The 20,303-nt window shown below is 37.9% G+C and carries 15 protein-coding genes; 11 read left to right on the top strand and 4 right to left on the bottom strand.

Translation table 11 applies throughout. The features are described 5' to 3' along the window. Positions 1-44 precede the first annotated feature (44 nt). On the top strand, positions 45-962 hold the full coding sequence (locus C4F49_RS08135) for a hypothetical protein (protein ID WP_196935373.1): 918 nt from the start codon (positions 45-47) through the stop codon (positions 960-962). 132 nt (positions 963-1,094) lie between these two features. Here C4F49_RS08135 and C4F49_RS08130 read toward each other — a convergent pair whose 3' ends face one another. After that, positions 1,095-1,520 carry a hypothetical protein gene (locus tag C4F49_RS08130; RefSeq protein ID WP_196935372.1) on the bottom strand — a complete coding sequence of 142 codons (426 nt, stop codon included), beginning with the start codon at positions 1,518-1,520 and terminating at the stop codon, positions 1,095-1,097. A gap of 213 nt (positions 1,521-1,733) precedes the next feature. On the opposite strand from C4F49_RS08130, the gene C4F49_RS08125 reads away from it, so the two are divergent. Both C4F49_RS08125 and C4F49_RS08120 read left to right on the top strand, forming a co-directional pair. Further along, the gene (locus C4F49_RS08125) at positions 1,734-3,905 is read left to right on the top strand and encodes a glycoside hydrolase family 95 protein (RefSeq protein ID WP_196935371.1); all 2,172 of its coding nucleotides are present in this window, start codon (positions 1,734-1,736) and stop codon (positions 3,903-3,905) included. A gap of 2 nt (positions 3,906-3,907) precedes the next feature. Continuing rightward, positions 3,908-5,920 (top strand): alpha-amylase family protein, encoded by a 2,013-nt coding sequence (locus C4F49_RS08120; RefSeq protein WP_196935370.1) that lies wholly within the window; start codon positions 3,908-3,910, stop codon positions 5,918-5,920. 130 nt (positions 5,921-6,050) lie between these two features. On the opposite strand, the gene C4F49_RS08115 is transcribed toward C4F49_RS08120, so the two are convergent. Both C4F49_RS08115 and C4F49_RS08110 read right to left on the bottom strand, forming a co-directional pair. Beyond that, a complete protein-coding gene (locus tag C4F49_RS08115) occupies positions 6,051-6,374 on the bottom strand; it encodes an HP0495 family protein (protein WP_196935369.1) in 324 nt (107 codons plus the stop codon). Positions 6,375-6,428: 54 nt separating this feature from the next. Continuing rightward, positions 6,429-8,714: a GH92 family glycosyl hydrolase gene (locus C4F49_RS08110; RefSeq protein ID WP_196935368.1), complete on the bottom strand. Its 2,286-nt coding sequence runs from the start codon at positions 8,712-8,714 to the stop codon at positions 6,429-6,431. Positions 8,715-8,874: 160 nt separating this feature from the next. Between C4F49_RS08110 and C4F49_RS08105 the strand changes: the two genes are divergently transcribed. Beyond that, entirely contained in the window at positions 8,875-9,864 is a 990-nt protein-coding gene (locus C4F49_RS08105; protein WP_196935367.1) for a LacI family DNA-binding transcriptional regulator, read from the top strand. Between the two features lie 3 nt (positions 9,865-9,867). On the opposite strand, the gene C4F49_RS08100 is transcribed toward C4F49_RS08105, so the two are convergent. After that, positions 9,868-10,356: a methionine-R-sulfoxide reductase gene (locus C4F49_RS08100; RefSeq protein ID WP_196935366.1), complete on the bottom strand. Its 489-nt coding sequence runs from the start codon at positions 10,354-10,356 to the stop codon at positions 9,868-9,870. A gap of 287 nt (positions 10,357-10,643) precedes the next feature. Between C4F49_RS08100 and C4F49_RS08095 the strand changes: the two genes are divergently transcribed. From C4F49_RS08095 to C4F49_RS08065, 7 genes are read left to right on the top strand one after another with little or no spacing between them, the layout of a single operon-like run. Then, on the top strand, positions 10,644-11,930 hold the full coding sequence (locus C4F49_RS08095; protein WP_196935365.1) for a cytochrome c3 family protein: 1,287 nt from the start codon (positions 10,644-10,646) through the stop codon (positions 11,928-11,930). A gap of 38 nt (positions 11,931-11,968) precedes the next feature. Next, complete coding sequence (locus C4F49_RS08090; protein ID WP_196935364.1) at positions 11,969-14,992, top strand: TAT-variant-translocated molybdopterin oxidoreductase; 3,024 nt, start codon at positions 11,969-11,971, stop codon at positions 14,990-14,992. Between the two features lie 30 nt (positions 14,993-15,022). Continuing rightward, positions 15,023-16,504: an NrfD/PsrC family molybdoenzyme membrane anchor subunit gene (gene nrfD, locus C4F49_RS08085; RefSeq protein WP_196935363.1), complete on the top strand. Its 1,482-nt coding sequence runs from the start codon at positions 15,023-15,025 to the stop codon at positions 16,502-16,504. Positions 16,505-16,509: 5 nt separating this feature from the next. Continuing rightward, complete coding sequence (locus C4F49_RS08080) at positions 16,510-17,046, top strand: DUF3341 domain-containing protein (RefSeq protein WP_196935362.1); 537 nt, start codon at positions 16,510-16,512, stop codon at positions 17,044-17,046. Then, complete coding sequence (locus tag C4F49_RS08075) at positions 17,039-17,668, top strand: c-type cytochrome (protein WP_336244677.1); 630 nt, start codon at positions 17,039-17,041, stop codon at positions 17,666-17,668. Before C4F49_RS08080 ends, C4F49_RS08075 begins: the two co-directional genes overlap by 8 nt. Positions 17,669-17,686: 18 nt before the next feature. Further along, complete coding sequence (locus C4F49_RS08070; RefSeq protein WP_196935360.1) at positions 17,687-18,922, top strand: quinol:cytochrome C oxidoreductase; 1,236 nt, start codon at positions 17,687-17,689, stop codon at positions 18,920-18,922. A gap of 46 nt (positions 18,923-18,968) precedes the next feature. Next, positions 18,969-20,282, top strand: a complete 1,314-nt coding sequence (locus tag C4F49_RS08065; protein ID WP_196935359.1) for a cytochrome c oxidase subunit II — start codon at positions 18,969-18,971, stop codon at positions 20,280-20,282. Positions 20,283-20,303 lie beyond the last annotated feature (21 nt).

The following is a 20,303-nucleotide window of genomic DNA, read 5'->3' as shown; positions in this document are numbered from 1 at the left end:
GTGGGCTTTTTTAGTTATGTTTATTTGAAAGTTAAATCTCGATTATGAGAAAGTTTATTTTTTCATGCCTTTTAATTTTTCCTATAGTTGTATTTTCTCAAAATATTGAATTTGAGCTGAATAAAATAGTGAAGCATTCTTTAAAGGAATTGCCCTATCGAGGTTTTTCATCTGAATTTACGGTGTTATTTGATACAATCCAGAATAACTATGTTTTTGTTTCCGAAGGGAGGATTTCTGAACAAATTGCTAGTGATATTTCTGATAAAATCAGCAATAATCTAAAAACTATTAACGGCCATACGAAGTTTAAGGGAGTTTTTCGCTTTGATGCTTATACAGATGGAATATATGTTCAAACCAAAGAATATTCAACTGATCAAATTTTTGAGTCCGTTCCTATGCATTTTCAGCCTCGAGGAGGTATGGATAAGTTTAAAAGAAGATGGGTTAACTATTTAGATAGCTTGCATAAAAATCAGCTTTTCGACTGGAAATTAGTGCCTAGTAATACCACTGTTCGATTTTTCGTAAAAGGTGGCGTACTAATTCCCGTGAAGCTTAGCCCCTATGAAGATTTGATTGCAGATTTTATAAAGAAAGAGAAAAGATGGCAATCTATTCATAGCGGTAGACCTGTATCTTTTCAAGTAGATTTGGAAACACCAACTTATGTTCAAAAAGATAAAACTATTCAGCATCGTTTTCATGAAGCAGTGAATGTATTTGCGCTTGAAAAGCAAATATTTATCCATGCTGATTTAAATTCATCTGCTATTGACATGAACATAGTTTCTTTTATAAATAATGATGGATTATTAGAAAATCCAATTATTCATCGAGGAAATTTGAAGGAGTGCAAAGCTATAATTGAAGCATTATCAAAGATGAGTATGCCGAAATTTCTTACAGTAGACGCGAGTCAATTTAGTAGAATTTATTATTATACCTTAAATAACTAAATCGCCTTCTGGATTTACTACTTGGATTTAATACAAAAGGAAGTTGCTTTCTTGAATAATGGAGCTCCAATACTGAGGCTCCTCAATTATAAATTTTAAATTTCATTTCGTAAGAAGTAAACCCTTACGAAGTTAATCAGAAATCTTTTTAAATTGTGAGTAACAGCCCTCAATACAAACCATATAAGTTGGTGTTAAATACAAAAATCCGTCGTCAAAACTATAATTCCCTTTTTGAATTCCTGAAGAAAGCAAATTTCCGGAATTAGGACAATCAAACGTGAACGTGATGTAGCCTTCTTCCACTTCATAGGTTCCTTTTTGACAATCATCAAATTGGGTTGAAGTAAAATTTCCAGAGCCATCAAAAGATATAATGTAGCCGTCTTCTATCAAAGGACCTTTTCCAAAATATATTTCACTGCCAAAATCCGCATAAACTAGTTGCCAAGTTCCATCTAATTCTTCAAGGTTTAAGTCATTTAACTCATCAGATTTATTGCAAGAAAAAAATGATAATGACAAACACATCCCCAACAAATAAATAATTGATTTCATGTTATTTTGATTTTATAATTTAATAAATGATTGCTTCCAATAACGTTAAACGATTACTACTTTTCTTACGCTACAAGAGACACGTTTTGATTAATTGGCAATTCAATTAAATTTACAATTAAAAATTCCTATATTTAATTATCAATCGTACTATTTTTTTTCTGAATTATTTATTCAGCGATTTTGTATTCGTTCAAACCATAAAACCGAGGCATGTTTTCAAAAAAAACCATTTTATACACCCTAATACTCTTTGTTCAATTTCCTGTTTTTGCGCAGCAAAAAAATAATGTTAGTACACTTTACGACAATCAGCCAGCAAAAGATTGGATGACGCAAGCCTATCCGATAGGAAATGGACGTTTGGGTGCAATGATTTTTGGAGGCGTAAATAGAGAACAGATCCAGTTCAATGAGAACTCGCTTTGGACGGGCGATGAGAAGGAAACAGGATCTTACCAAGCATTTGGAGATTTGTTTATCGATTTCGATCATTCGGCTTCGCCGGAAAATTATTCACGGAAATTGGATGTCAATCAGGCAATCCATTCCATTAGTTATTCAGCCAATCAGGTTAAATTCGAGCGAACCTATTTAGCCAGCCATCCGGATCAAGTTCTTGCTTTTCATTATCAGGCGAATAAAAAAGGTTCGCTTTCAGGAAAAATCAGTTTGAAGGATGCGCATGAATCGAAGATTATTGGAAGCCAAAATGAATTGGTCTTTGGAGGTGCGCTGGACAATGGATTAAAATATAACGCAACCTTAAAAATTATTCATGAAGGCGGAACGGTGAAATTGATCGATGGGGAGAATGGCAATAAGCAACTTCAATTTGACAAAGTCAATGCATTTACGATCTACCTTGCCGCTTCAACAGATTACAGTCCTTTGCGCAGCAAACAATGGCGTGAAGGAAATCCTGTGGATAAGAATAAAAAAGTGCTTGCTTCGATTGGGAAGAAATCATTTTCTGAAATCCAAAAGAATCACATTGCCGATTATCAAAAATTATACAACCGCTTTGCGCTTCAGATAGGGGCAGGTAGCCCAACTGATTTTCTGACAACCAAAGAGCGCATTATCAGCTATAAATCAAAAGCAGATCCCGCATTAGAGACCTTGTTGCTTAACTACGGACGTTATTTGCTGATCAGCTCTTCACGAAAAGGTGGTTTGCCAGCGAATCTTCAAGGGCTATGGAATAATAGCAATAACCCACCTTGGCGTTCGGATTACCATTCGAACATCAATATTCAGATGAATTATTGGTTAGCTGAACCGAGCAATCTGGCGGAGTTGCATTGGCCTTACTTGGATTACATCAATTCGATGCGAGAAGTGAAAAAGCGAAATACGCAAGAGGAATTCCCAGGAGTTCGCGGATGGACGGTAAAGACGGAGAATAATATTTTTGGTGGCGAAAGTTTTCTGTGGAATACTCCCGGAAGTGCTTGGTACGCCCAAGCATTGTGGGAACATTATGCATTCAATCAAGATAAAACGTACTTAGGAGATTTTGCGTACCCGATTCTGAAAGAAATCGCTGAGTTTTGGGACGATCATCTAAAACGCAGGCCTGACGGAACAATTGTCGCACCGAATGGCTGGTCACCTGAACATGGCCCAACGGAAGATGGAGTGAGTTATGACCAGCAAATTATATATGACCTGTTTACCAATTATGTCGAAGCCGCTGATACATTAAAAATTGACGAAGCGTACAGGAACCATATTTTAAATCTTCGGGATAATCTGTTGAAACCAAAAATCGGTAAATGGGGACAGCTGCAAGAATGGGAAACGGATCGAGATGATCCTGAAAACAAACATCGCCACGTTTCTCATCTGTTTGCAGTTCATCCCGGTCGGCAAATCAGTGTGAACAAAACTCCAGAATTGGCAAAGGCGGCTTTGGTAAGTTTAACCGCTCGTGGTGATGAATCAACAGGTTGGTCGATGGCTTGGAAGATGAATTTCTGGGCTCGTTTACAAGATGGAAATCACGCCTATAAAATTTTAAGGAACTTCATTAGTTTAGTTGGGGGAGAGGGAATTGATTACAATGAAGGAGGCGGGATTTATGAAAATCTGTACTGTGCACATCCGCCTTTTCAGATTGATGGAAATTTTGGATATGTCGCTGGCGTGACCGAAATGCTTGTGCAGTCGCAAGAAGGTTTTATTGATTTGTTGCCTGCAATTCCCGATGCATGGAAAGAAAGTGGAGAGGTCAAAGGCTTGCGGGCTAGAGGAAATGTGACGGTCGACATGAAATGGAAAAACGGAAAAGTGATTTCCTATTCTTTAGCCTCACCTGAAGTGAAAGAGGTGAAAATTAAGCTTAACGGCGAATTTAAAACCGTAAAAACAAGCAAAAATTAATTATGAGATATGTTCTTTGTTTTCTTCTGATGTATTGCGGTGTTCAATCAGCGCTTGCAACAGAAATTTCTTTTGGAAAGAATGGTAAGATAAATTACGATACGGAATCAGGCACATTTTCTTTTTCAAATGATGGATTCGTTTGGCTAAAAGATGCTTTTTCAAGTGCGACCGTGAACGGGATTATTTTAGATTCCAAAGGGTACAAAAATAGAACCTACTCAAAAGTTCCTTTTAAAGATGCGTCTGGAAAAGGAATCAAACATATTTTCAAACATTCAGATCCAGACTTGCCTGATTTAGAACAGCATTTTTTTGTTTTCGATAACAAGGATTATGTCTTGGTCGCTCTTGAATTTTCGGACACGAAAAAGATATTGACTTCAAACCATTTAATCCCTATTCGGGGAGTTCTTCAATTAAAAAACCAAAGTGAATATCAATCTTTGTTAGCTCCTTTCGACAACGATACATTTATTAGTTTCGATTCAAAGAAGATAAAATCCATAGAATCGGTTGAAAGTGCTGAAGTCGGTGCTTTGTATCATGAGAATTCGAAAAATGGATTTGTGATCGGATCCGTCGAACAGCAGGTTTGGAAATCGGGAATAGTTAGTTCGAAACTAAGCGATAATCAGGTGAACCTAGAAGCGATCGTCGGTTTTACGCAGAAGGATTTAAATCGGGATGACATGCCTCACGGATCTATCTCGGGTTCGAAAATAAGTTCTGCTAAAATTTTCGTTGGACAATTTTCGGATTGGCGAGAAGGCATGAACGCATTTGCGCTGCAAACAAAAGCGTTGCAGACACGCGTAGTACATGCATGGAAAGAAGAAACTCCAGTCGCTTGGAATAGCTGGGGCGTTATGCAGACCGCATTGAATTACGATAAAATTCTGAAGGTAACTGATTTTTTTGCGGATAGCGTAAAGAATTTGCCAACTGGTCAATCGGTCTACATCGATTTGGATTCCTATTGGGATAATTTGTTGAAAGGCGGATTGGAAGGTGATTATTCGAAACTTAAAGAATTTGCGGATTACGTAAAAAGCAAAGGGCTGAAGCCTGGGATTTATTGGGCGCCATTTACAGATTGGGGTTTCGCAGGTGGCGGCGAGCGAAGGGTTGAAGGTTCCGATGCAACTTACGGAGAGGCATGGACAAAAGTGAAGTCTGGATACCATGATATTGATGGTGCTAGGGCAATGGATCCTACACATCCTGCTACGCAAAAGCGGATTGCTCTAGTCATTTCAAAAATGAAAGAATGCGGATTTGAAATGATAAAAATTGATTTTTTGGGCCATGCCGCAATAGAATCTACGCAGTTTGCGGACCCTAATGTCAGCACCGGAATGCAGGCTTACGGTGTAGGAATGGATTATCTGATCCAGCAATTGGATGGAAAAATGTTGGTGTATGCCGCCATTTCTCCCAGCCTAGCAACGGCGCCTTATGTTCATGTGCGCCGAATAGCTTGCGATGCGTTTAGCTCCATTAAAGATACGCGCTACACATTGAATTCGACGACTTATGGATGGTGGCAAACGCATCTGTACGATTATGTAGATGCGGATCATGTGGTGTTCAAAGATGCTTCAACCGAAGAAAATATCGCTCGTTTTTATTCGGCTTTGGTGACCGGTACAGTCGTTTTTGGTGATGATTTTTCGATAAGTGGAAAATGGAACGAACAAACCAAAAAGTTGTTCAATCAGACGGATATCTGGTCGGTTATTCAAGATGGAAAAGCATTTGTGCCCCTTCACACAGACGAATATGCTTCTCCGGTTTTTATCAAAAAACAGAAGGGTGAAATTTATGTTGCCCTGTTTAATTATGATGAAAACGAAAAGAACATCAGTTTGTCAAATGCTTGGCTGGGTTTGGATAAGAATGCAAGCTATCAGTTAGTAGATTTAATGAATGGATCGGTTTTGCAATTATCAGATCAAATTGATATTTCTATTTCTGGCAAGAATGCGAAATTAGTAAAGCTGAAGAAGCTATAAGGGATTTATGCTTTAAGCTTCAAGATAGGATCAGTCTTTATTCCTTGCTACTTAATCTTTACTCCAAAATCCTATAACAAAAAATGGCTGTCAAACTGACAGCCATTTTTTAATTTATTCTACAATTTTATTATAACATAATCACAGATTCAATCGTCGAAACTTGTTTGTAGAAATCGATAATCTGATCCGCAGATTGTACATAGACTTCAACGGTCAGCGATTTATACTTTCCTTTCGAAGATTCTTTTTCTGAAAATTTAGCACTCGTGTCTTTGAAAATTTCTTTGACTTGATTGATCTTTTCTTCCGATGCCTCAATGATAAATTTAAATGTATATAGTGTTGGGAATTGTTCTACTTCATTCAACTTCGTTCTGAAGTTTGCGTAAAAATCATTTCCTTTTCCATCATCAGGAACATCTTGTAAATTAATGTTGTTAAATTCTGACATAATATTTCTCCTTGATTAATTAATACCAATAATTGTTCCTTTTTTGATTTGGCATTAAATCCCTTTAGAAGTAGGCCAAGTTGACTTGTCTCTGCCAAATTTCTTGTTCGGCTTGTTGCTCATTTCAATTTCAATGTTTCCACCTTTCAACAAATCATCGTAGGTAATGTATGATTTTGCATAGGCAACGCCATTCACTTTGATGCTTTTGATATAACTGTTTTCTTTCGCCTGATTTTTTACATCAATCACTAACTGTTTTTGATTTGGAAGATTGATTGTCGCTTTATCCATCATTGGGGAACCAAAAACATAAACGCCGCTAATCGGGTTCAAAGGGTAGATTCCAATTGCTGAAAACACATACCAAGCACTCATCTGTCCTGCATCATCATTACCGCACAAACCATTGGGTTTGCTTGTGTAAAAGTCGATCATCGCTTTTCGAGCCAATGCCGCACCCTTCCATTGTTCGCCCGCATAGGCATATAAGTAAGGAACATGATGATTTGGTTCATTTCCTTGCGCATATTGACCGATCAAACCTGTGATGTCATTGGAAGCTTCTTCACCCAAATCTGAAGACATTGTTGTGAATTCATCCAGCTTCTTCAAGAACTTATCTTCACCGCCAAAAAGCTTGATTAATCCTTCAACATCCTGAGGAACTAACCATGTGTATTGCCATGCATTTCCTTCGCAGTAATCATTTTCACGGTGTTTGGCCATCAATGGGTTGAAAGGTCTTCTAAATTCTCCAGAAGCTTTTCTGCCTACAAAATGTCCGACTTCTTTATCGAAATATTGTTCGTACAATTTGTATCTCTTTTCGAAATAGGCCGCATCTTCTGTCTTTCCTAATTTATTCGCCAACACATACGCGCTGTAATCTGCAATCGCATATTCCAAAGCCCAAGCCACCGATTCGTGATCCATGCTGTCGATTGGAATGTAGGTTAATTCGCGAACAAATTTTAACCCATGCTCGTAACCCATCGCTGTTGTTTTCACCGCTTCCCAAGCTAATTCAAAATCCTTTTCGTCTAGAATTCCTTTGACTACGGCATCTGCCACAACAGGAATCGCTGGCAAACCGACCATTGTATTGGTTTCATTGCCTTGAAGATGCCAAACAGGCAATTTTCCTTGTTGCTGATAAATAGCAAGCATCGATTTAACGAAATCTTGGTTGATTTTTCTGTCTTCTAACAGGTTCATCAAGGGATGCAATGCACGGTAGGTATCCCAAAGCGAGAATAGGGTATGATTCGTAAAGTCTTGTTTTTCGTAAACTTGTTTATCAGTTCCTAAATAATCTCCATTCACATCATTGAACACCGTAGGAGCGAAGTACGTATGGTACATCGCCGTGTAGAAAATTTTCTTCGTATCGTTGTCGCCTTCAAACTGTATTTTGTTCAATGTTTGGTTCCATTTTTCGTCTGCTTGCTTTTTGACTTGCTCAAAATTCCAATTTGGAATTTCAGCATCAATATTAGCTAATGCATTGACCGTACTGACCGGAGAGATTCCGACTTTCAATTCAATTTTTTTGTCTTTGACTGCGTCAAAAAATAAGGCCGCTTTTATGGCTAAACCTTTGACAGTCGATGATCCGAATTTTTGATCTTTATCATCATAAAATTGCACGTTCGTGATCGGAGCAGAAGTTCTGATCGCGAAATAAACTTTTTGGTCATTTGCCCAGCCTGTCGAAAAGCGGTACCCGACAAATGTGCTGTCATTGATTTGTTTGAAATAGGAATCCGTTGTTTTATCCCAATTCATTTTGAATCCCAAATCAATGAAAATATGTGCATTATCGGTGTTTTCGTAGATGTATTGATGATAACCAACGCGATCGGTAGCGGTTAAATTCGCTCGAACTTGGTAGTCATCTAATTTGACACTGTAAAATCCCGGTACGCAGATCTCATTCTCTTTTTTGAATAAAGAGCCATAACCTGTATTCATTTTGTTGAATTCCGCAGGAAATAATTGCACTTTTCCATTTGCAGGAACAATCATGATATCATTCAGGTCACCGATTCCCGTTCCGCTTAAATGTGTGTGCGTAAAACCTAAAATGTCATTGCTTTTGTAATTGTATCCACTGCACCAATCCCAACCATTGAATTCGTCCCAAGTTTGAGCAATCTGAGACGGACCAAGCTGTACAGCTCCTAAAGGAACGTTCGCGCCGACAAAAACGTGGCCGTGTTCGTCAGATCCTATAAATGGATCGACATATTGTGTTAATTGCTGTGCGTGGGAAACTGAAGCTAAACTGCTAAATAATAAGGCAGTAGCAACAGCTTTGTTAATTTTAAGATTAAACATATACTATAATTTCATTTTCGGATATAATGATACAAAAAATATCTTTAACGGCTCAGTAAATCCTTTAAGCAATTAAATTTTCGATTTGCTAAAATATTTGCTAAAATTTGCTAAATTTAAAAAATAACCATTGATTAAATTAAAAACCTAGTTCATTTGCATGAAGAAAAGAATATTAATAAGTGATATTGCCAGAGATCTGGGTATTTCAGTTACCACAGTATCGTTTATCTTAAATGATAAATCTAAGGAAAAGAGAATCAGCGAGGCATTGACCAAAAAAGTGCTGAACCACATCAAAAAAGTTGGGTACAAGCCGAACCAATTGGCAAAAAGCTTACGCACGGGCCAGACAAAAATTTTAGGTCTGTTGGTAGAAGATATCGGAAATACATTCTTCTCCAACATGGCTAAGCAAATTGAGAAAAATGCTTACGAACATGGCTATCACATTATTTATTGCAGTACGGATAATGATGAGACAAAAACAAAGGAATTGATCCAGCTTTTTTATGATCGGCAAGTAGACGGATTTATTCTGACTCCGTCCGAAGGTTTGCAAGAGACCATTCAAAATTTGATCAACAACAACATTCCTTTGGTTTTATTTGACCGCTATCTGCCCGAAGTCGAAACAAATTATGTGGTTTCTGATAACTTCAATGGCGCTTATGAAGCGACGAAATATTTATTGGCCGAAGGCAAATCACAAAAAGTAGGCTTTTTCTCGCTGTATTCGAATCAGACACAAATGCGCGATCGATTGGAAGGCTATATGAAAGCGATTGACGATCATAAAAGCCAAGCGTACATCAAGAAAATAAATATGGATGAAAAAGAGGAAGAGGCAATCTCCCTCATTCACGAATTTCTGGTCGAGAATCGAGTAGATTCTGTTTTTTTCGCGACGAATTACTTAGCGATTTTGGGGCTTAAGGCAATTAAAAAGTATGGAATAAAACAGCCCAAAATATTTTCTTTTGACGAACATACGTTGTTTGGCCTGCATGAACCGCGTATTAGCGCAGTTTCTCAAGATATCCATACGTTAGCGAAAGAAATTGTAAGCAGCCTAGTCAGAGAAATTACAGAAAAGAAAAAAACGACGAATAAAATCGTCGTTCCTTGTACTTTAAAAATTAGAGACTAAAAATTATTTGTCTGCTACAAATTTCATCGAAATGGAATTTACGCAGTGTCTTGTGTTTTTATCGGTGAAGCGTTCGCCTTCGAATACATGTCCAAGGTGAGCGCCACATTTTGCACATAATATTTCTGTACGGTGTCCATCAGCATCGGTTTCATGTATGATGGCACCTTTAATCTCATCATCAAAACTTGGCCATCCGCAATGCGAGTCAAATTTGTCTTCTGAGCGATATAAGGGCGCATCGCAACGTTTGCAAGTATAAGTTCCTTTCGCTTTGTTGTCCAATAATTCACCTGTGTATGGACGTTCGGTTCCTTTATGCAAGATGACATAAGCCTCTTCGTCCGTTAATTTGTTGTATGTTGAATCCTCTTTCATGGTCGTTTTTTTATTTTCCTGTTTTTGCGTTTGTGAACAAGCTGTATTGAGCAAGACAAAAGTCGCAAGAAGAAATGTGAATAAATGTATTTTTGTGATAAAATGACTGTTCATAGTTGAATTTTTTTTAACTGAGAATGCCCTAACTTTTTAGAGCTGTTTAAGTTAAACAATTTTACTGTAGATATGTTTAATAAACAAATTAACTTAAATAAAATACCCAAAAAATGACACTAAAACCAAATAATTTAGAATGATTATAAATTGATAAATTAGGTCATGATATTGTCAGGGATTACTTAATAAGTTATACTTTTGTGCATGTTTTGTGGGAGAATTGCTCTTAAAGAAACAGAATTTTAATATTATTATTCATTAATAGATAGGTTAAAGTGCTAAATATGAGAAATATCTCATCCGTTTTGGGAAGATTTACAAAAGGAATAACATTAAGTTTCTTAATGTTATTTGCTATTCATTCGACATCTCAGGCGCAAGATGTGAAAGAGGGTGAGACCCTTTTTAAGGCTAATTGTACTACTTGTCACAAAGTAGATCGAAAAGTAACAGGACCAGCTTTAGCCGGAATGAGTGAAAGACATTCGGAAGAGTGGTTAGTTAGCTGGATCAGAAATTCACAAGCCATGATTAAGGCTGGTGATCCTGCTGCTGTTGCTATTTACGAAGAGTACAATAAGCTTGCCATGACTGCTTTTACTCAGTTTTCGGATGATCAAATTAAAAACATCATCGCTTACGTTAAAGCTGAAGAAGTAAAGTTAGCTGAAAAAGCGAATACTCCAGGTGGGGGTGAAGCAGGGGCAACTGGAAGCAGTGATGCAAATACATGGATGATTGTTGGTCTAATTGGATTGGTAGTCGTTACGGTATTGGTGATTGTTATTTTGAACCGCGTTATTCGTTCATTAGAAAACGTTATTTTAAATAATCAAGCAGCTATTCTTGAGGCTGAAGCTAAAAACGAAGAATACACTGAAAACAAATTTGCGAAATTTGCAAAAGCATTTGTTAAGAACAAAAAGCTTGTCGGGTTCGCTGTTTTGATGCTTGTTGCTTTGTTAGCTGTCGGAGGTTGGAAAACCATGTGGAACATTGGTGTTCATGAAGGTTATCAACCCGTTCAGCCAATTAAATTTTCTCACCAGATACATGCAGGTGTGAATCAAATTGAATGTCAATACTGTCACGGTGGTGCATTCAAATCTAAAAACGCATCAATTCCTTCAGCAAATGTTTGTATGAACTGTCACAACACAGTGACTGCTGCAGATCATTATGATGGAGAGCTTTCGCCGGAAATTGCAAAAATTTACCGTGCATTGGATTACAATCCTGACACGAAAGAGTACGGAAATAATCCTAAACCTATCGAGTGGGTTAGAATTCACAACTTACCTGATTTCGCTTACTTTAACCACTCACAACACGTTGTGGTTGCAGGAGTAGAATGTCAGACTTGTCACGGACCGATTGAAAATATGGAAGAAGTTTATCAATACTCTCCATTGACAATGAAATGGTGTGTGGACTGTCACAAAGAGACAGAGGTAAATGTCGACAATAAATATTACGATGATTTGATCGCAGCTCACGAAAAATTGAAAAAAGGTGAGAAAGTTACTGCCGCAATGATGGGTGGTTTGGAATGTGGAAAATGTCATTATTAATCATTAATTAACAAAACGCAATCTTATATACAGCTTAAATGGATAGCAATAAAAAATATTGGAAAGGTTTGGAAGAGTTAAATCAAACTCCTGCATTCGTAAAAGGAAGCAAGAGTGAGTTTGCCGAATCTATTCCTGTAGAAGATGTATTGAATGAAGCAGGTCTGAGTACGAAAACACCTCGTCGTGATTTTCTTAAAGCTTTAGGATTTGGATTGGGTGCTGTTACTTTAGCAGCCTGTAATCGTACACCTATACACAAAGCCGTTCCTTATGTAATTAAGCCTGAAGAAATAACTCCAGGTATACCAAATTATTACGCTTCTTCATTCAATGGACAAAGTGTAATTGTGCGCACCCGTGAAGGTCGTCCAATTTCATTAGAAGCAAATCGCAATTCGATCGGATTAAATCAAGGTACTGATGCAACAACAACAGCTTCAGTCTTGGATTTATACGATATGTCTAAGTTGCACAATCCACAGATCGGCCACAAGGATGTGGAATGGTCTGCATTGGATGCAACAGTTATCGCTGCATTAAACAAGGCAACAGCTTCTGCAAAACAAATTACAATCGTTTCAAATACGGTAAACAGTCCGACTACGTTAGCATCAATTGCTCAATTAGCGGCAAAATATCCAACTACGAATCATGTACAAGTGGATGCTGTTTCTTACAGCGGAATAATTGAAGCCAACAGAACTTCTTTCGGAAAAGCAGTTGTTCCTTCATACCATTTTGGAAATGCGCAAGTAGTTGTTTCGGTCGCAGCTGATTTCTTAGGATCTTGGTTAGCTGGCGAAGAACACACGCAAGACTTTATTAGAAACCGTGACCACAAGACGCTGAAAAGCGGAAAAATGTCACGTCATATCCAGTTTGAATCAGGTCTTTCGATGACAGGTTCAAATGCAGATGTGCGTATAGCTATCAAACCATCTGAAGAAGGTGCTGTGTTAATTTCATTATACAATGCAATTACAGGTGCAAATCTTTCAGGAGGTGTTACAGCAAACAAAAAAGCAGCTACAGCGATTCAGTTAACCGCAAAAGAATTGCAAAGCAACCAACGCAATGCAGTTGTTGTTTCAGGATCTAATGATGTCAACGTACAGACATTAGTGAATGCGATCAACAGCGCGTTAGGTGCATACGGATCGATTATTGATTTGGATAATTATTCAAAACAATACCAAGGATCAGATGCAGCATTTCAGCAATTTATTGCGAATGCAAATGCAGGACAAGTAGGAGTAGCGTTCTTCTTAAACAGCAACCCTGTTTATGATTATTACAAATCGGAAGATGTGAAAAATGCGTTAGCAAAAGTTGAGTTCACTTTATCGTTCTCAGACCGCGCAGACGAAACAGCAACTACTTTAAAAGCAATTGCACCAACAAGCAATTTCTTAGAATCTTGGGGTGATGCTTCTTCAAAAGAAGGATATTTCACAGTTGTTCAACCAACAATCAATCCAGTCTTCAATACTAGACAAGCTGAACAAAGTTTATTGATTTGGGCTGGTAACACATCTTCAATCTATGATTTCGTTAAGCAAAACTGGGAAGCAACAATTTTAGCTGGAACTGGAAAAGATTGGAAACAAGTTTTACAGACAGGATTTATCTATAAAGGAACTAACTCTGGTTCTTTCTATACGTTCAATGGCGATGTCCAATCTGCTGCTAGCGCAGTAACTGCTTTGGACAAATCAATCGCTGGTGAAGTTGAATTAAGATTATACGAATCGACAGGAATGCGTGATGGACGTTATGCGAATAACGCGTATCTACAAGAGCTTCCTGATCCAATATCTAAAGTAACTTGGGGCAACTATGCTGCTATCAACCCTAAATTCGCTGAGCAAATCGGTGTAGGTGAGAATGGTGTTGTTAAAGTTGAAGCAAATGGATATTCAGTCGAATTGCCAGCTTTATTGCAACCAGGCCAAGCCATGGGAACTGTTTCCATCGCTGTTGGATACGGACGTTACCTAGTTGGAAAAGCAGGGAACAATGTTGGTGAAAATGCATTTCCTTTTGCAAAATTAGTAAACGGTACGGTTCAGTTTTCTTCAAAAGCTACTATTGAGAAAGTAGCAGGAACTTACGAATTAGCTCAAACACAAACACACCATACAATCGAAGGACGTAACATCATTCGTGAGACTTCTTTCGCTAAATATTTACAAGATCCTAACTCCGAGTCAGGCCGTTTCTCAGATACGCATAAAACATACGATTTATGGAATAAATTTGAGAGCCCAGGTCACAAATGGGTTATGGCTATCGATTTAAATGCTTGTACGGGTTGTGGATCATGTATCGTAGCTTGTAATGTAGAAAATAACATTCCAGTTGTTGGACGTGACGAGGTTCGCCGCCGTCGTGAGATGCACTGGTTGCGTATAGACCGTTACTACACGATTCAAGATGTAAACGAACAAAACGAAGTGGTAGGTTACACAGAAGAGAAAAAAATCAAGCATTTGCAAGATTTTGAAAGCGTTACTGTTGTTCACCAACCAATGCTTTGTCAACACTGTGATCACGCTCCTTGTGAAACTGTTTGTCCAGTTCTAGCGACTGTTCACTCATCAGAAGGATTGAACCATATGGCTTATAACCGTTGTTTCGGTACACGTTACTGTGCGAATAACTGTCCATATAAAGTACGTCGTTTCAACTGGTTTAACTACTGGAATGATTCACGCTTTGACAATTATTTGAACAATGAATTCACGCAATTAGTTCTTAACCCAGATGTTACTACACGTTCTAGAGGGGTTATGGAAAAATGTTCGATGTGTATTCAGCGTATCCAAGCTGGTAAGTTACAAGCGAAGATTGAAAACCGTAAGTTGAAAGACGGAGATGTAACTATGGCATGTCAAGCAGCTTGTTCTGCAAATGCAATCATCTTCGGAGATGCTAACGATCCAGAATCTGAAGTAGCTAAAGCATTACGTAACGAGCGCGTGTATTATGTGTTAGAAGAAATCAATGTACAACCGAATATCGGCTACATGACAAAAGTTAGAAACACGTTTGAAGCGTAAATATTACTCTATATCTGAAATAAAAAAACTATGTCATCGCATAACGAATCAATATTAAGAGAACCATTAATAACCGGCAAGAATATCACTTATGCACAAGTGACCGATGATATCTTGCTTCCGGTTGAAAATAAGCCCAACAAAGCATGGTGGATAGGTTTTATCTTCGCTGCCCTTGGAGCTATGTTGTGGGTTGTAAGTGTTTCGTATACCTTTTGGACAGGTATCGGTGCATGGGGATTAAATAAAACTGTAGGCTGGGCTTGGGATATCACCGATTTCGTTTGGTGGGTTGGTATTGGTCACGCCGGAACGTTAATCTCCGCAGTATTGCTGCTTTTCCGCCAAAACTGGCGTAACTCCATTAACCGTTCGGCTGAAGCCATGACTATCTTTGCCGTTATTTGTGCGGCGACGTATGTTGTTGCTCACATGGGGCGTCCTTGGTTAGCATACTGGATTTTCCCGCTTCCAAATCAGTTTGGATCGCTATGGGTAAACTTTAACTCACCACTTGTATGGGATGCATTCGCCATCTCGACATACTTTACCGTTTCCTTAGTGTTCTGGTATTGTGGATTGTTACCTGATATCGCCTCTGTACGTGACCGTGCAAGTGGTTTGAAACAAAAAATATATTCCGTTTTATCTTTCGGATGGAATGGTTCCGTAAAAACTTGGCAACGGTTTGAGATTGTGTCTCTAATCTTAGCGGGTATATCTACACCATTGGTACTTTCGGTACACACGATTGTATCCATGGACTTTGCAACATCAGTTATTCCAGGATGGCATACAACGATTTTCCCTCCGTACTTCGTTGCGGGAGCGATTTTCTCTGGATTTGCAATGGTACAGACTTTATTGTTGATTCTTCGTAAAGTAATGAATTTCGAAAATTACATTACGATGTTCCACATCGAGTCAATGAACAAAATTATTTTAGTTACGGGTTCGATTGTAGGTATCGCTTACTTAACAGAATTATTCATCGCATGGTATTCAGGTTCTGAATACGAAATGTACGCTTTCGAAAACAGGATCGCTGGTCCTTACGCTTGGGCATACTGGTGTATGATGACTTGTAACGTAATTTCACCTCAGCTATTCTGGTTCAAGAAAATCAGAACAAGTATTCCTATCTCCTGGGTATTATCGATTGTAGTAAATATCGGGATGTGGTTTGAGCGTTTTGTAATTATCGTGACTTCATTGCACCGTGATTACTTACCATCATCATGGGCAATGTTCTACCCAACATGGACTGACGTTGGTATTTTTGTAGGATCGATTGGTTTATTCTTTACCTTATTCCTATTGTTCTTACGTTTCTTGCCGGGTATTGCAATCGCCGAAGTGAAGTTGTTGTTGAAAAGTTCTAGTTTACAACATAAAACTAAATTGGTACAAGAGGGAGCATTCCCAGAGGAACAAGTGGAATATTTCAGAAATTCATTAGGAAAATACGATTCAGTTTCTGAAGAAGATATTAACGCATTAAAAGTTAAATAATCGCAATGAGCAACACAAATTATATATTAGGAAGTTTTGCGGATCCCGATGAAATGATGTATGGGATAGATAAATTGCAAGCAAATAACATTAGCATCTACGATTGTTTTACACCTATGCCGATTCACGGTATAGAGGCTAAATTAGGTGTTAAGCCTTCACGTTTGCCTATCGCAGCATTTTGCTTTGGAACATTAGGATTTTTATTAGGCTTCAGCCTGCTTTATTATACAATGGCTTACGATTGGCCAATGAATATCGGAGGTAAGCCTTCATTACCATTACCAAATTTTGTCCCTGTTACTTTTGAGGTAACAATCTTAATTTGTGCTTTGGGTATGGTTGCGACGTTTTTCTTTCGCAATCACTTATTCCCAGGACGTACACCAAGGGTAATGGATTTGAGAGCATCAGATGACCGTTTTGTTATCGCTATCGATGCGCGTGAAAATACAGATCATGCTTTTATTGACTCTTTATTGAAAGAATCAGGAGCTGTAGAGGTTAAATACAATGAAAGAAAATATGTTAGCTATGAATAAGAAGAGTTTTCTTGGAACTGTATGTGCGGCTGTTGCATTGACAGCAATTTTATCTGCTTGTGGAGATGGTAAAACACGCAGTACAGGCTGGGAATTTGCTCGTAATATGTATGATCCGATCGCTTTTAACCCGGATCAGCCAAATAAAAATTTTGCAGACGGAATCACTGCGCAGACTCCTCCGGATGGAACTACGCCGATAGGTTTCGAACGCTTTGAATTTGCAAATACTGTTGAAGATTACGAACGCGCAGGTCGTGAATTAGTAAATCCTTTAATTGTAACTGCTGAAAACTTAAAACAAGGAGAAGCGCTTTTCCACACCTATTGTACAGTATGTCATGGTGTAGATGGAAAAGGAGATGGGCCTATTACTCAAGATCGTTCGGTTGAAGATTCAAGAGGAAAACGTCAATTGGAAAACTTCCCTCCGCCGCCATCATTTCATAAATCTACAGGATCTATGTCATCTAGAGGTGGTTTAATGAGCGATTTAACAGATGGAAAAATTTACCACACAATCTTTTACGGATTGAACTCAATGGGTTCTTACGCGTCACAAGTGTCGCCAGAAGAGCGTTGGAAAGTGGTAATGTATGTACACGAATTACAAAAAAAATAATTAACATCAATATAATAAATGGGAACTCACAGTCATCATCACGATTATAATTTCGGCGAAAGATATACATTCGCAGGAAAAGCCAAGATAGGGAGTATAATCGCCATCGTTGTAGGAATAGCTGCTGTAGCTTTCGGTTTGCTTTCCGGTGATCATATTACGGTAGAACGTACCTATGCTAATTTATTGTTGATGGGTTATTATTTTACATGTGTATGTGCGGCCGGAGCTTTTTTCGTCGCTTTACAATTGGTAACTCAATCGGGTTGGTCCGCAGGATTAATTCGTATTCCTCAAGCTATGGCAAGCGTATTGCCGATTGCTTCAGTAATTTTATTAGTAATTGTTGGTCTAGGCCTTTATTCTCACAACCTGTATCATCATTGGTACGCTGAAGGAATTACGGATGTGAATAGCCCTAATTATGATTCATTGGTTGCGGGAAAATCTGCATTCTTAAATATGCCTGGATTTTTATTGCGCCAGATCATCTTCATGGGATCATACAGTATTTTTGCAGTAATCCTTGCTAGACTTTCGTATAAGGAAGATCTAGACGGTGGTTTAAATTCTTACAAAAAGAGTTTTAAGCTTTCTGCTATATTCTTAGTAATCTTTGGTTTCACTACGCCAATTTGGTCTTTCGATACCATCATGTCACTTGAAGCACACTGGTTTTCAACTATGTTTGGTTGGTATAACTTTGCTGCAATGTGGGTTAGTGGTTTGTCATTGATCACTTTGATCTTAATCTTATTGAAAAAAGCGGGCTATATGGCATGGGTAAATGAAAATCATTTACACGATTTAGGAAAATTGATGTTCGGTTTTTCTATCTTCTGGACATACGTTTGGTTTGCTCAGTTCATGTTGATTTGGTATTCAAACATTCCTGAAGAAACAGTTTATTTCTACAAAAGATGGGAACCAGAATATAAACCATGGTTTTGGTTAAGTATAATCATTAACTTTGTCGCGCCATTGCTGATTTTAGTCGATCGTGATGTGAAGCGTAAGCAAAATATTATGCTATTTGTATGTATCTTATTGTTATTAGGTCACTGGTTGGATTATTACATCATGATCATGCCTGGTACAGTAGAGAACCACAGAGGATTTGGAATTCCTGAAATTGGTACTGCGATTGGTTTTGTTGGGTTATTTACTTTCTTAGTGATGAGTAAATTAAGCAAGCATCCTTTGGCTGCTAAGAATCATCCATTTTTGGAGGAAAGTCTTCATCATCAAATATAAAGAGCAAATCAATTAAGAAAATTACGTTCAAACGTTATTATAAGAAATGAAGTTTAAAATAAATAACAGATTCAAATCCATTTCGGGTTGTTTACTAGCAATAGGTCTATTCTTCGCTACACCTTCCTTTGCAGTACAAGATTCTGTTGCAACAGCAACGGATAGTGTGGCAGCTCCTGTAGTTGATTCTACTACTGCGCCTGTAGATACTTTAGCTGGAGCAGCTATTTCAGCAACAGACTCAACAAGTGTTGCTGCTGGAGCAACGACTGTTGCCGCTAAGAAAGTAGAAGAAGAAAAAACAGTAGATCCTCAAGTTTATAAAAACTTAGTATATTATATCTTATTATTCTTAATCGTTTGTACGATCATTGCAATCATTTTGAAAGTTATTTCAGTGTATGAATTAACTAAAAAGATGAATGGCAAGTACAATCCATTATCGAATAATACATTGCAAGCAATCTTGTTGTTTGTTTTTTTAGTCGTTTTCTTAGCATTTGTCTATTACTCGTTTAAAGTTTGGGGTAGCTGGGCGTGGAGAGATGCCGTAACAGAACACGGTAAGCAAATCGATACGATGTTTATCGTTACGACAGTAATCACCACATTCGTATTGGTAGCAACACACATTTTGTTATTGACATTCCCTTACTTGTATAGAATGCGCGCTAACAAACGTGCGTATTACTACCCTCATAACAACACCATTGAAAAGATTTGGACAATCGTTCCTTCGATTGTATTAACGGTATTGGTATTGTTCGGATTCTTTGCTTGGAGAAACATTACAAATATTCCTGAGGAATTAAGAAATTCAGCATTGCAAGTGGAAGTAATGGGCGAGCAATTTATGTGGTCTGTACGTTACCCAGGTGCTGATGGCAAAATCGGAAACCGTAACTACAAGATGACAACATCGTCAAACCCTTACGGTATTGATTTTAACGATAAGAGTGCTTGGGATGATATCCAAGCTCAAGATATTGTACTTCCAGTAAATAAGTCGGTTAGATTCCATATTATTTCAAAAGATATCTTACACTCATTCTACATTCCTGATTTTAGAGTACAGATTAATGCGGTACCGGGAATGACGAATTATTTCCAATTCACTCCAACAATGACTACGCAAGAAATGCGTGATAAAATGGATGATCCTAAATATGATTTCGTTTTATTGTGTGCTAAGATTTGTGGAGAAGCACATTACAACATGCAGAAGAAAGTTGTTGTAGTGACAGAAGAGGAATATAAAGTTTGGTTATCTCAGCAAAATAAATACTTCAATGAAGACCTGCAAAAAGAATTTAGTTCTTCAACAAAAGAGATTGAATTAAACACAGCTTCATTAAATTAATTGAAATAAGATTTTTAAAAT

This window comes from Sphingobacterium hungaricum (assembly GCF_015210005.1).
Taxonomy (GTDB): domain Bacteria; phylum Bacteroidota; class Bacteroidia; order Sphingobacteriales; family Sphingobacteriaceae; genus Sphingobacterium; species Sphingobacterium hungaricum.
This window is presented reverse-complemented; position numbering and strand designations above follow the sequence as displayed.